A 12,973-nucleotide genomic window follows, 5' to 3' on the forward strand; every position below is an offset into this window, starting at 1 on the left:
GAAACAGAAGGGGAACATGTTATAGCCGTGTCAATGTCCGCGGAGACTTCCCTCCCCCCTCGCTTCCAGCAATGGTTCGCCGATCGCGGCTGGAGCCCGCGCGCCCACCAGTTGGCCATGCTGGAGAAGGCGCGGCAGGGGCGCGGCGCCCTGCTGATCGCGCCGACGGGCGGGGGCAAGACCCTGGCCGGCTTCCTGCCTAGCCTGATCGACCTGACGGAGCGCCCGCCGCGCAACACGCCCGCCGGCGTCCACACCCTCTACATCTCGCCGCTGAAGGCGCTGGCCGTGGACGTCGAGCGCAACCTGCTTACTCCCATCCGCGAGATGGGCCTGCCGATCGTGGCCGAGAGCCGTACCGGTGACACCGGCGAGAGCCGCAAGGCGCGCCAGCGCGTCCGTCCGCCGGACATCCTGCTGACCACGCCCGAGCAGCTGGCCCTATTCTGCGCCTGGGAGGGCGCGCGGGAGTATTTCGCCGACCTCTCCTGCGTGATCATCGACGAGGCCCACGCGATCTGGCCGTCCAAGCGGGGCGACCTCCTGGCGCTGGGTCTGGCGCGCCTGCAGCAGTTCGCGCCGCGCATGCGGCGCGTGGGTCTGTCGGCGACGGTCGACGATCCGGACTTGGTAAGGCGGTGGCTGGGATGGAACTCCCCTCCCCCTTGCGGGGAGGGGGCAGGGGGTGGAGGTGTCAGCACCGCCGCCTCGGAGAAAACACCCCCATCCCCAACCCCTTCCCCGCAAGGAGGAAGGGGCTCGAATATAGACCTCGTCCTCGGCTCGGGCGGCGCGCAGCCGGTGGTGGAAGTGCTCATCTCCGGCGGCCAGGTACCCTGGGCCGGCCACACGGCCGAGCACGCGATGGCCGAGGTCTACGAGATCATCAAGGCGTCGAAGACGGCGCTGGTCTTCGTCAACACCCGCTTCCAGGCCGAGTTCGCGTTCCAGCGCCTGTGGGAGCTGAACGAGGACGACCTGCCGATAGCGCTACACCACGGCAGCCTTTCGGCCGAGCAGCGCCGCAAGGTGGAAGCCGCCATGGCGCGCGGCGCGCTGCGGGCCGTGGTCTGCACCTCGACGCTGGACATGGGCATCGACTGGGGCGACGTCGACCTCGTCATCCAGCTGGCCGCGCCCAAGGGGGCCTCGCGGATGGTCCAGCGGATCGGCCGCGCCAACCACCGCCTGGACGAGCCCAGCCGGGCTCTGTTCGTGCCCGCCAGCCGCTTCGAGATGCTAGAATGCCGCGCCGCCGCCGACGCCATTCTGGAGAACCATCTGGACGGCGATCCGCCTCGGATTGGCACGCTGGACACCCTGGCCCAGCACATCATGGGCTGCGCGTGCTCCGAGCCCTTCGCGATGACCGCGCTCTACGAGGAGGTTCGCTCGGCCGGCCCCTACGCGGAGCTCACCTGGGAAGACTTCGAGACCGTCGTCGACTTCGTCTCGACCGGCGGCTACGCGCTTCGCACCTACGACAAGTTCCGGCGGATCGTGAAGAACGCCGACGGCCTCTGGACCGCACGCAACGCCCAGGCCCGGCAGCAGCACCGGATGAACGTCGGCGCGATCATCTCGCCGGGCATGATCAACATCCGCATCGGCGGCGGGCGTCGTCCGTCGCGCCTGGGAGGCGCGCCTACTCATAGTGGCGCGCAATCAGCCGCAAAACCGGCTTCCACTTTTGCTGACCGCGCGCGCGGCGGGCGCAAGATCGGCGAGGCCGAGGAAGGCTATTTCGAACAGCTGACGCCCGGCGACACATTCGTCTTCGCGGGACAGGTCTGGCGCTACAACAGCCTGGTCGGGGCCGACGCCTTCGTCACGCCCGCCCCGAACGACGACCCGAAGATGCCCAGCTGGGGCGGCTCGAAGTTTCCGCTGTCGACCTATCTGGCCAGCCGCGTTCGCCAGATGATGCACGACGAGGCCGAGTGGACCGCCCTGCCCGGCGACGTCCAGGAGTGGCTGGCCTGGCAGAAGATTCGCTCGGCAATCCCGGGCGAGGGCGAGATGCTGCTGGAGACCTTCCCGCGCGGGAAGCGTCACCATCTTGTCTGCTATCCGTTCGATGGGCGCCTGGCTCACACCACCTTGGCCATGCTGCTGACCCGGCGGCTGGACCGGCTGGACGTCGGACCGCTGGGCTTTGTCTGCAACGACTACGCTTTGAACATCTGGTCCCTGCGGCCGATGGACGGCCTCGACCTCGACGCGCTGTTCGCTCAGGACATGCTGGGCGACGATCTGGAGGCTTGGCTGGACGAGAGCTTCATGATGAAGCGGGCCTTCAAACACTGCGCCCTGATCGCTGGCCTGATTGAGCGCCGCCACCCGGGCGCGGAGAAGTCCGGGCGCCAAGTGACCTTCTCGACCGACCTGATCTACGACGTGCTACGCAAACACCAACCCGACCACCTGATGCTGCGCTGCGCCCGCCACGACGCGGCCACCGGCATGCTGGACATCGCTCGGCTGGGCGACATGCTCTCGCGCGTGAAGGGCAAGATCCGTCACATGGCGCTGGACCGCGTCTCGCCCTTCGCCGTGCCGATCATGCTGGAGATCGGCCGCGAGCGCGCGCCGGGCGACGCCGCCGGAGAGGCGATCCTGGCCGAGGCCGAGGAAGACCTGATCGCCGAGGCCATGTCGTGACGCGCTTTTCCCCCTCCCCCTGCGGCGGCCTGCGGATCGCGCTTTCCAACGTCGAGGTCATGCTGCGCTGGTCGGGCGCCTTGTGGCTGGAGACCGAGCGCACCCTGGTGGTCGCCGATCTGCACTTCGAGAAGGGCAGCAGCTACGCCGCGCGCTTTGGCCAGATGCTGCCGCCCTACGACACGCGCGAAACCTTGGACCGACTGGACCGCGAGATCGCCCTTCTCTCGCCCGAGCGCCTGATCTTCCTGGGCGACAGCTTCCACGACGGCGCTGGCGAAGCGCGTTTGGCGGCGGACGACTATCGACGGCTGGAAGGTTTGGCGCTGGGCCGCGAGCTCGTCTGGGCGGTCGGCAACCACGACGCCGATGGCCCGAAGGCCTTGCCAGGCGACGTCATCGACGAAGCGGCCTTGATGGGCCTCACCCTACGTCACGAGCCTCAGCCTGGCGTACAATTAGGCGAAGTGGCCGGCCACCTGCACCCGGCGGCCAAGGTTTCCAGCGGCCGCGCAACGGTTCGGCGGCGGTGCTTCGTCACGGACGGCCAGCGGCTGGTGCTGCCCGCGTTCGGCGCCTTCACGGGCGGACTGAACATCCTGGACGAAGCGTTCTCCAACCTGTTCGGCGGACCGATGCTGGCTGGCGCGTTGGGCCCCAAGCGGGTCCACGCGGTGGGGATGAAGTCCCTGCGGCCTGACTAGGCCGTAGGCGCTACATGTGAAGCGCCTGCTCCAGGGAGAAGGCCAGCGAGACGGCCGCGCCGGCGGTCAGCAGGGTTCGCATGCGGGGACGCCAGGTCGGGCCCTCGTGATTGGTCACGTCCCAAACCCATTGCAGCAGCAGGACCAGCAGGAAGCCCGAAAGCTGCCAGGCCGGCTCGAATCTCAACTCACCCAGCAGAAGGCCGAAGCCGGCCAGCGGGAAGAGCAGCGAGAGGCCAAGGACCGACCAGCGGGGACTGGGATTTTCGATCTCCAGGCCCGTCCGCACGCCGCCAAAATAGGACACCATCGCGGTCGAATAGGCCAGAAGCGCTACGAGCGCGGGGCCCTTGGCGTCGGCTGGGCCGTAGCAGAAAAAGGCCGACGAGACGAAGAATGGGATGAGGGTCGATAAACCAAAGACCCATACCGCCGGAGGAACCGGCGTCCGCCCGCCCACGGACTCGTTCATGATCTGCTCCTTCGGAAGGCAAGCGAAGCCGCCTTCCCTGCCCCGGCGCGACTATTACCGACACGAAGCGATAGGTCCACGGACGATCTTTGGGGAAAGAACGCGGCGCGCGCACGGTCAGGGGGCAAAGGGCGCCGCCAATTAGTGGGCGGCGGTCGCCAGGCGGCTCAGGGTTTCACCCTCGACCTCGCCGGAGGCCAGAAGCCCCTGGTCGCGCTGGTAGGCGGCGATCGCCATCCGCAGCGCGGGCGACGCCAGGCCGTCCCGAGGACCCTGATAGTAGCCAAGCTTCGACAGGGCCTGCTGCGCCGTCACGAGACCGTCGCGGGCCACACTGGCCGGCTTAGCCAGGGCCGCAGTCTGAATAGGCGATTGGGCGCGGAAGGCCTGAGCCGAGCGATCCGCCGTCTGGAGGGCTTCGGCGGTCAGTTGCGGGCGCAAAGCGTTGGAGCGGCTGCGAGCCGTCGAGTCGCCGGCCCGGCCTGCGATCACGTACCACTTGTAGGCCTCGGCCGCGTTCTGGCTGACGCCAAGACCGCTCTCGTAGAGCTGGGCCAGATTAAACTGGCTGTCGACGAGACCAGTCTCTGCGGCCTTACGGAACCAAAGGGCCGCCTGGGTGGAATTGCGCGAGCCGCCCTCGCCCTTGAAATAGTAGAGCGCCAGGTTGTGCATGGCGCGGGGATCGCCGCCGTTGGCCGCTCGCTCGCTCCAGCGACGGGCCTCGACCATATCGCGCTTGAGGCCGCCCTTGCCGCTTTCGAGCAGCTTGGACAGATAGAATTGCGCGGGCGGATAGCCATCGTTCGCGGCCCGCTTGAGACCTTCAAGGCCGCTCCGATCGCCCGTCTCGATCTTACGGATGGATTCGGCGAACAACGCCTTGGAGTCGTCCGACGGGGTCGCAGCGATCTCAGAAAGGGCCGGCGCGGCGGGGGTGGCCGTTAGGGCCACCGAGGCGCGCGAGCTGCTGTGCGGAGCGCCGGCCTGGACCGACTTTTCGGTCACGAGGGCTTTCGCGGCGCGGATCTCGCTGGCGCTGGCGCTAGCGTTCTGATCGCCCAGCAGCAGCAGGCCGCCGACGCAAGCGCCGACGACGGCGGCGCTGCCGATCGCGACCGCCACGCTGGCGACCGTCGTCCCGATGCGGCGCTTGGGCTTGTTGGCCGAGAAGGCGCCAAAGCCGCCAAAAAGCGACCCGCCGCCGGTCTTCTCGCTCTTGGCCTTGCGGCCAGCGCCAAGACCCTTGGCGTCCTCTGCGGCGGCGGCGCGGGCGGCCGCGCGGGCTTGCTCGATGATCTCGCGGGTCGACAGCGGACGCTCCGGCTCGACCGGCGCGGCTATGGAAGCCTCGGCCAGCTCGTCCTCGTCGTCTATCGCCTCCTCAAAGGCGAAGTCCTGTTTGTCGAACCCATCGTCCTCAGGCTCGTCGAGGGGGAACTCCGCCGCGTCGATGTCGCGGTCGGCCGGCGGCGGTGCGTCGAAGACGTCGTCACCGGTGAAGGGCGAGGCCTCGCCAAGGACCATGTCATCTTCGAAGGGCGCGGCGGGCGGGGGCGTGAACTCGGTGACGGGTTCTGGCTCGGGTCCCGGCGGCGGCGGCGCGACGGGCTCCTGCTTGCGCTGGGCCTCCAGCAGGCGATTGTCGATCTTGTCGCGCGCTTCCTCCAGCATGCGAAGCGTGCGCTCTTCGCTTTGACGGATGCGGTCGAGGAGCTCCTGGCTGGAGCGCTCGTGACGCTGGTTCAGGCGCTCGGTGACTCGCGCGACCTGTTCGCCGACATCGTCGATCGCCAAGGCGTTCCGGCGCTCTGCGCTGCCAATGCGTTCAGTCAGCCGTTCGGTGATGCGCGCGATCTCCGCGCCAAGCTTTTCAAGCGCTTGACCCTGAACGCTGTCGGCGCGGTTCAGGCGGGTCTCGACGCTGGCGGCGATGCGAGCGACTTCGCCGCCGACCTGCTCGATCGCGGCGGCGCTGCGGCTTTCCGCAGTCTGGACGCGGCGGTTGAAGGCGTCGGCGACGTTGACGACTTCACGCCCCATGCGCTCGATCGCCTGAGCCGAGCGCTGCTCGGCGGCCTCGACGTGGGCGGCCATCTCGCCCAGCTTGCGCTCCATCCGGTCAAAGCGGCCGTCGGCGCTATCGCGCAGCCTTTCGGCCATCTCCAGGCGCGCGGCGTCCATCTTTTCGCTGAGTGTGGCGGCCAGGCTGTCCAGGCGCTCTTGCATGCCAGCGGCCGGGTTGGCGTTCTCGACGACGCCCAGTCGCTCGTCCAGCGTGGCGAACGACGTGCTGAGTTCACGCAGGGCTTCACTCGTGCGGGTCTCGGCGGCCTCGAGCCGCTCGCCCAGCCGGGCCACGACGGCCTCGACCAGCTCGTTTGGGTCTTGCGGTTGCGGCGCGGCCTGGGCGTCCAGTCGAGCCTCGAGGGCGGCGATGGCTTCGCGGGTGCGGGCCTCGCCGTCATAGAGGTGGCCCGCGACCTTGCCCAAGGCGCCTTCCAGCGCGCGCAGGGCTTCTACCGAGCGCGGCCCCGCCGCCTCGGCCTCGATCCGACGCACGCGCTCGGCGGTGCGAAGCTGTTCGGTCTTAAGGTCGTCCACCGCGCCTTCGAAGCGGGCGGCGACAGCGATGTGCTCGCGCTCGGTGCGGCCAAGGCGCGCGATGGCGTCACGGACGGAATGGTCGATGCCAGAGATGGCGGCGGCGCTACGCCCCTCGGCCACTTCGATCCGGCGGGTCAGGCGGTCCAGCGCCACGGCGACGCGGCCGACTTGATCGGTCTGTTCGGCGATCTCGGCGCGCGACGGCCCGTCCCGAACGACTTCCAGATGATCGCGGCTGTGCGCATCGTCTTGGGCAGCGCGATAGTCGGCCTGACCATCGCCCTCGATGATCATCCGGTTCAGCCATTCGCCCAAGGTCATGCCGGAGCGACGCGCGAGGTCCTTTGCGACCTCCCGTGCCTTGGGGTCTATCCCCTTAACGCTCCATGGCGAAGCCGCCGTCATGCGAATCTATCTCCCCGCATCTGGGGAAAACGCTAGTCAGCGATTCCTAGAGTGTAAACGCGACCTAAACGCTAGATATAGCGTGCCAAGAATTCACTGTGGAGGAATCGGGACACGGGTCCGTAGTTCTGTAGCGTGGTTCAAAAGCAAGAGGGTTAACGCGACTTAACCATTTGCCAGGCATATTGTCGCAGGCCTAGAAGCCGCCATGGACCTGACCCTGACCCTTGTGGCCTGTGCCCTCTTCCTTGTCCTCGCCATCGTCTGCGGCTGGCGCGGCGCGCGTCCGATCAATATTCTAAAGGGCCCGCGCCTGATCCCCTGGCGGCCGCTGATGATGATCTGCGTCGTCGCCCTGATGCTGATGTTGGTGCATCTGGCCAACCTTCTGGGGTTCCAGACCGGTAACCCACCGCGCTACTAGGTCGCGGCCTTCTTCGGGCGCTTTGTCAGGCCCGAGACCCCTCCGGACGACAGCAAACCGATATCGGCGAGCAGGAATGGGATGGCCCATTTCTGGGGCGCGGCAATGTAACGCGGCTGCCAGACAGGGTCATATTTATCTTTGTACCGTCGAACACCCTGGAAATTGTAGATTTCCTCGCCGCGCTCGTAGAGCAGCCGGCCGACCCGGGACATGATCGGCGCCAAGCGGCGGTCCTCCAGCCCGGCTAGCGGCGCCACGCCGAACTCGAACGCCTGATAGCCCTCGTCCTTGCCCCACTGAAGCAACTCGACGAACAGGTAGTCCATGACGTTCTTGGGCGCTTCGTCGGAATAGCGCATCAGGTCCATCGAGAAGGCGGTCTTCGAGGCCGTCAGCCACAAGGTGGCGAAGGCGACGATCTTGCCTTCCTCACCACGCACCACGGCCACGGGGAACTCGGCGACATAGCGCGGGTCGAACCCGCCCATCGAGAAGCTCTTCTCGCCGCCGGCGTGATGCCCCAGCCAGGAGTCGGAGATCGCCTTCAGCTCATCCATGATCGCATTGGCCGCGCCCACCGGCAGGACCTCGAAGGCGGCGCCGCCCTCCCCGGCCTTGCGCCAGTTGCGGCGCAGGACCTCGCGACGGCGGCCGACCAGGCTGAACGCCTCCAGCGGCACGGCAGCGCTCTCGCCAGTCTTCTGGATGGCGAGGCCAAGGTCCACGGTGTCGGGCAAATCGTCAGGCCCCAGGCCGTAGAAGCCCGCCCGCGCGGCGTGGGCGTCAGCCAACTCACGGAAGCGCCAGAAGAGCTCCATCCGTTCGTCGCTCTTGCCCACCGGCGCGCCCAGCGCGATCCACGAACGCCCGCGCACGCCGAACATCAGGAAGCTTTCGCCCGACGCTGAGAATAAGAAACGCTTGTCGCCCAGCAGAGCGAGATTTGCGCTGGGCTCGGCATCCTCGGCCTTGGCGAGGATAGCCCGCACCCGATCGAACTCCGGATCGGTGTCATCGACCACGGCGGGCGTCGCGGCGGTCGAGATCAACCGCCAGATCCCCACCGCCAGGAGCACGATGGCGGCGGCCACCGACGAGCGGATGGCGCGGGCGGCCTCATTGTGGTCCTGAAGGATGCGGATCCAGGACTTGTCGGCGAACTCCGTATGCTGGAACGACCACCAGCCCAGCAGCCCCGCTCCTCCGATCGCCGCGGCGGCCGAGAGAAGCCACCCGGGGGTGATCTCCATCTTGGACAGCGCCGCCTTCCGCGGGAAAGCCTCTCGGAACGGCAGGATGGCCAGGAAGCACAGCAGCAGCATCGCCGTCTCTTCCCAGTTCAGCCCCTTGAAGATCGCAAGCACCGCTGCCGAGGCCAGCACGATCAGGGCCGCCCACCACGCCGCGCCCAGGCGTGAGCGCAGGCCGAAGGCCAGAAGCAGCAGCACCAACCCCAGGATCGAAGAAAAGAAGTGGCTGATCTCAATCAGCAGGTCAGGCGCGAAGGCGAGAAGCAGCAGAAAGCGGGTAGGCTCGGAAGGCGTGGCCCCCGAGGCCAGAAGCATGACCCCGGCCGACGCGGTCAGGATCGCCGCCAGGGTGGGGGCGATCGCCAGGGCCGCGGGCCTGAAAACTGTCGAGGACATCCAGATCCCGGAAGGACGAATCCCTGACGGGATCCAGCAGTGTCCTCATATAGCCTGCAAGTTTGAAGCGGTCGTGGCTCTTGAAGCGAACGAACGTTTGAATCGACTTGCCCAAGCCGAAGCGAGGCGTAGTGTGGGTGGTGGCGCGCCACGAGACGCGCCCGACGAAGAATGTTCGCTTAGGGAGATGAGACGATGGCCGATTTCGGGGAACCGAACTCGACGCCTTCCGCGCCGAGACCCGCGCCTGGCTGGAAGCCAACTATCCCAAGTCCCTGAGCGCGCCGATGGCCGAGGACGAGGCGCCGTGGGGCGGCCGCAAGATGGTCTGGCAGAACCCCGACGCCAAGCTTTGGCTGGAGCGCATGGCCGAGCGCGGCTGGACCGCGCCCATGTGGCCCAGGGAATATGGCGGCGGCGGGCTCTCCAAGACCCAGAACAAGGTGCTGGAGCAAGAGCTGCGTCGCCTCAAGGCTCGCCCGGCCCTGATGAGCTTCGGCGTCTGGATGCTGGGCCCGGTCCTTCTCGAATACGCAACCGAGGAACAGAAGCAGCGCTTCCTGCCCCAGATCGTGCGCGGCGAAATCCGCTGGTGCCAGGGCTACAGCGAGCCCGGCGCGGGCTCGGACCTGGCCTCCCTTCAGACCAAGTGCGAAGATAAGGGCGACCACTATCTGATCAACGGCCAGAAGGTCTGGACCAGCTATGCCGACCAGGCCGACTGGATTTTCTGCCTGGTTCGCACGGACACGACCAAGAAGCACGAGGGCATCTCGTTCGTGCTGTTCGACATGACCTCTCCCGGCGTCGAGGCCCGCCCAATCAAGCTAATCAGCGGCTCCTCGCCCTTCTGCGAGACCTTCTTCGACAATGTGAAGGTCCCCAAGGAACAGCTGGTCGGCAAGCTTAACGGCGGCTGGGACATCGCCAAGCGCCTGCTCCAGTACGAGCGTCAGAACATCAGCGCCTCGGGTTTCGGCGGCGGCGGTGGTCTGTCGCCCGTCGAGGCGGCCAAGGCGGAGCTCGGCGTCGACGCCGAGGGCCGGATCGCCGACGGCGACTTCCGCGCGCGCCTCGCGGCCCATTCAATGGACGCCCACGCCTTCATGCTGACCGTGCGCCGGGCCGAGGCGGAGTCCAAGCAGGGCTCGGGCCCCAGCGCCGCCGTCTCGATCATCAAGTACGCCGCCGCCAAGATGAACCAGGAGCGCACCGAGCTTCTGGTCGAGGCGCTGGGTCTCCAAGGCCTGGGCTGGGAGGGCGAAGGCTTCAGCGCCGAGGCGCTGGCCGCGCCGCGCGCCATGCTGCGCGCCAAGGGCAACTCGATCGAGGGCGGCACCAGCGAGGTGAACCTCAACGTCGTCGCCAAGCGCGTCCTAGGCCTGCTGGACCACCAATAGCCCTCCGCGCCGCAAGCCGCGCGCGCCGTCCGCACGGCGCGACAAGACCAAGACCTTTCTAGGAGCCTGAACATGGCCGTCCTGACCGAAGAACAGACGATGCTGCGCGACGCCGCCAAGGGCTGGGCCAGCGAAAGCGCCCCCGTCGGCGCCCTGCGCAAACTGCGCGATGGCAAGACCGGCTACAGCTTCGATCCCGCCGCCTGGGCGGAGATGGGCCAGATGGGTTGGGCCGGGGTGATCGTGCCCGAGGCCTATGACGGCTCGGCCTTCGGCCATCTGGGCCTTGGCCTGATCCTGGAGGAGACCGGGCGCACCCTGGCGGCCTCGCCCCTGCTCTCCACGGCCATGATCGCTGCTTCGGCCCTGCAACTGGCCGGCTCCGACGAGCAGAAGCAGGCCTGGCTGCCGCGCATCGCCAGCGGCGAGATCGTCGCCACACTGGCCATCGACGAAGGCTCGCACCACGCGCCAGCCCGCACGGCGCTGACCGCCACCAGGAGCGGTTCGGGTTACGCTCTGAACGGGACCAAGAGCTTCGTACTGGACGGCGAGGCCGCCGACCTGCTGATCGTCGTCGCCCGCACGGGCGGCGTGGCGGGCCAAACCGACGGCCTCACCCTGTTTCTGGTTCCCAGCGACGCGCCGGGCGTAGAGCGCAGGCATCTAGCCTTGATCGACTCCCGCGGGGCGACCCAGATCGCCTTCGACGCCGTCGAGGTCGCGGCCGACGCCGTCCTGGGCGAGGTCGACAAAGGCTGGGCGGTGCTGGAGCCGACGCTGGACCGCGCCTATGCCGGCCTGGCCGCCGAGATGCTGGGCAGCGCCAGCGCGGCCTTCGACATCACTTTGGACTACCTGAAGACCCGCACCCAGTTTGGTCAGGTGATCGGCTCGTTCCAGGCGCTGCAACACCGCGCCGCCAAGTGGTTCACCGATCTGGAGACGACCCGCTCGTGCGTCGAGGCGGCGCTGGAAGCGTTCGATGCGGGCGCCGACACCCGCGCCCTCGCCTCACTGGCCAAGGCCAAGGCCTGCGAGCTCGTACACCTGGCCAGCAACGAAATGGTCCAGATGCACGGCGGCATCGGCATGACCGACGCCCACGACGCCGGCCTCTACATGAAGCGCGCGCGCGTCACCGAAGCGCTCTTTGGCGGCGCCAGCTTCCATCGCGACCGCTATGCGCGACTGATGGGTTTCTGACGCGGCCTACCGCCGACGAGCCGGCGCCGGGGCGTGGGCCAGACGCAGAAGGTTGGCCGCGCCCGGCGCACCGAACGGCGTGCCGGCCACGACCAGAAGACGCTCGCCCGGCGCCACAAGGCCCAGCTCCAGAGCCTTGCTTGAGGCGTTGGTCGTGACGACCTCCAGGCTGTCGGGCTGGGCGCTGACGCGCGGCTCGACGCCCCAGACAAGGGTCAGGCGACGCACGGCGTTGATCTCGGGCGACAGGGCGAGCACGGGCTGCAGCGGGCGCTCGCGCGACAGACGGCGGGCGGTGGCGCCAGTGGTCGTGAACGCCACGAGGCACTTGGTCGAGCCCGCCTTGGCCGCGCCGGCGGCGGCGACGACCAAGACGTCGGCGTCGTTGTCGTCGTCATGGTCCTGCTCGGCCTGCATAAGCTCGGGCCAGCGCGGGTCGCGCTCCACCCGCTCGATGATGCGGTTCATCATCGAGACGGACTCTTCGGGATAGTCGCCGGCCGCCGATTCCGCCGACAGCATCACCGCGTCCGCGCCTTCATAGACGGCGTTGGCCACGTCCGAGGCCTCGGCGCGGGTCGGCGTGGGCGAACTGGTCATCGACTCCAGCATCTGGGTCGCCACGATCACCGGGATGCCGCGCTCGCGGGCGGCGCGCAGGATGACCTTCTGGGCCACCGGCACCTCTTCGGGCGCCATCTCGACGCCGAGGTCGCCGCGGGCGACCATGACGCCATCGCAGAGGTCGAGGATCGGACCTAGCACCTTCAGCGCCTGGGGCTTTTCGATCTTGGCCAGGACCGCCGCGCGGCCTTCGACGATGCGGCGCAGTTCGGCCATGTCTTCCGGCGCCTGCACGAACGACAGAGCGATCCAGTCGACGCCCAGACGCAGCGCGAAAGCCAGGTCCTCGCGGTCCTTGGCGGTCAGAGGCGACATCGGGATCACGACGTCAGGCACCGCCACGCCCTTGCGCTCGGACAGCTTGCCGCCATTGACGACCGTGGTGTTGGCGTAGCCGGGGCCAGCGTCCGTCACCGTCATCCGCAGCTTGCCGTCGTCCAGCAGCAGGGTCGCGCCCGGCCGCATGGCGGTCAGGATTTCCGGATGCGGCAGGTGCACGCGGGTCTCGTCGCCCGGCGTCGGGTCGCTGTCGAACCGGAACGCCTGCCCCGCCTTCAGCATCACCGGACCATCGGCGAACTTGCCAACGCGCAGCTTGGGGCCCTGCAGGTCGGCCAGCACGCCCAGCGGGCGGCCGACGACCTTCTCGGCCTCGCGGATGGCCTTGTAGACCGCCGCGTGGGTTTCATGCGCGCCGTGGCTGAAGTTCAGGCGGAAGACGTCCGCCCCGGCCTTGGCCAGGGTGACGATCATCTCGGGCGAGCTGGAAGCCGGACCGATCGTGGCGACGATGCGGGAGCGACGGGCGCGGATCATGCCGT

Annotated in this window: 8 protein-coding genes and 1 pseudogene; 5 read left to right on the top strand and 4 right to left on the bottom strand. The window is 68.1% G+C overall.

Features of this window, described 5'->3' with window-relative positions:
• The first annotated feature begins 33 nt into the window (after nt 1-33).
• Both CSW59_RS02250 and pdeM read left to right on the top strand, forming a co-directional pair.
• Complete coding sequence (locus CSW59_RS02250) at nt 34-2,661, top strand: ligase-associated DNA damage response DEXH box helicase (RefSeq protein ID WP_099442495.1); 2,628 nt, start codon at nt 34-36, stop codon at nt 2,659-2,661.
• On the top strand, nt 2,658-3,365 hold the full coding sequence (pdeM, locus tag CSW59_RS02255; RefSeq protein ID WP_099442496.1) for a ligase-associated DNA damage response endonuclease PdeM: 708 nt from the start codon (nt 2,658-2,660) through the stop codon (nt 3,363-3,365). Before CSW59_RS02250 ends, pdeM begins: the two co-directional genes overlap by 4 nt.
• A 10-nt stretch (nt 3,366-3,375) precedes the next feature.
• On the opposite strand, the gene CSW59_RS02260 is transcribed toward pdeM, so the two are convergent.
• Together CSW59_RS02260 and CSW59_RS02265 are read right to left on the bottom strand one after the other, a co-directional pair.
• Nucleotides 3,376-3,837, bottom strand: a complete 462-nt coding sequence (locus CSW59_RS02260) for a DUF3429 domain-containing protein (RefSeq protein WP_099442497.1) — start codon at nt 3,835-3,837, stop codon at nt 3,376-3,378.
• Nucleotides 3,838-3,978: 141 nt separating this feature from the next.
• On the bottom strand, nt 3,979-6,765 hold the full coding sequence (locus CSW59_RS02265) for an SEL1-like repeat protein (RefSeq protein WP_236632138.1): 2,787 nt from the start codon (nt 6,763-6,765) through the stop codon (nt 3,979-3,981).
• Nucleotides 6,766-7,057: 292 nt separating this feature from the next.
• On the opposite strand from CSW59_RS02265, the gene CSW59_RS02270 reads away from it, so the two are divergent.
• Entirely contained in the window at nt 7,058-7,273 is a 216-nt protein-coding gene (locus CSW59_RS02270) for a hypothetical protein (protein WP_099442499.1), read from the top strand.
• On the opposite strand, the gene CSW59_RS02275 is transcribed toward CSW59_RS02270, so the two are convergent.
• On the bottom strand, nt 7,270-8,922 hold the full coding sequence (locus CSW59_RS02275) for a bifunctional lysylphosphatidylglycerol flippase/synthetase MprF (protein WP_099442500.1): 1,653 nt from the start codon (nt 8,920-8,922) through the stop codon (nt 7,270-7,272). The two genes, CSW59_RS02270 and CSW59_RS02275, sit on opposite strands and share 4 nt — an antisense overlap.
• Before the next feature lie 195 nt (nt 8,923-9,117).
• On the opposite strand from CSW59_RS02275, the pseudogene CSW59_RS02280 reads away from it, so the two are divergent.
• A pseudogene (locus CSW59_RS02280) lies at nt 9,118-10,322 on the top strand (acyl-CoA dehydrogenase family protein).
• 72 nt (nt 10,323-10,394) lie between these two features.
• Nucleotides 10,395-11,528: an acyl-CoA dehydrogenase family protein gene (locus CSW59_RS02285; RefSeq protein ID WP_099442502.1), complete on the top strand. Its 1,134-nt coding sequence runs from the start codon at nt 10,395-10,397 to the stop codon at nt 11,526-11,528.
• Nucleotides 11,529-11,534: 6 nt separating this feature from the next.
• Here CSW59_RS02285 and pyk read toward each other — a convergent pair whose 3' ends face one another.
• Complete coding sequence (gene pyk / locus CSW59_RS02290; RefSeq protein WP_099442503.1) at nt 11,535-12,968, bottom strand: pyruvate kinase; 1,434 nt, start codon at nt 12,966-12,968, stop codon at nt 11,535-11,537.
• Nucleotides 12,969-12,973 lie beyond the last annotated feature (5 nt).

This window comes from Caulobacter sp. BP25 (genome assembly GCF_002737755.1).
In the GTDB taxonomy this organism is placed as follows: domain Bacteria; phylum Pseudomonadota; class Alphaproteobacteria; order Caulobacterales; family Caulobacteraceae; genus Caulobacter.

Excerpts from the sequence above, each read along its gene's own strand:
- pyk (WP_099442503.1), bottom strand. The coding sequence starts at position 12,968 with ATGATCCGCGCCCGTCGCTCCCGCATCGTCGCCACGATCGGTCCGGCT.
- CSW59_RS02270 (WP_099442499.1), top strand. The coding sequence starts at position 7,058 with ATGGACCTGACCCTGACCCTTGTGGCCTGTGCCCTCTTCCTTGTCCTC.
- CSW59_RS02285 (WP_099442502.1), top strand. The coding sequence starts at position 10,395 with ATGGCCGTCCTGACCGAAGAACAGACGATGCTGCGCGACGCCGCCAAG.
- CSW59_RS02275 (WP_099442500.1), bottom strand. The coding sequence starts at position 8,922 with ATGTCCTCGACAGTTTTCAGGCCCGCGGCCCTGGCGATCGCCCCCACC.
- CSW59_RS02250 (WP_099442495.1), top strand. The coding sequence starts at position 34 with ATGTCCGCGGAGACTTCCCTCCCCCCTCGCTTCCAGCAATGGTTCGCC.
- CSW59_RS02260 (WP_099442497.1), bottom strand. The coding sequence starts at position 3,837 with ATGAACGAGTCCGTGGGCGGGCGGACGCCGGTTCCTCCGGCGGTATGG.
- CSW59_RS02265 (WP_236632138.1), bottom strand. The coding sequence starts at position 6,765 with ATGACCTTGGGCGAATGGCTGAACCGGATGATCATCGAGGGCGATGGT.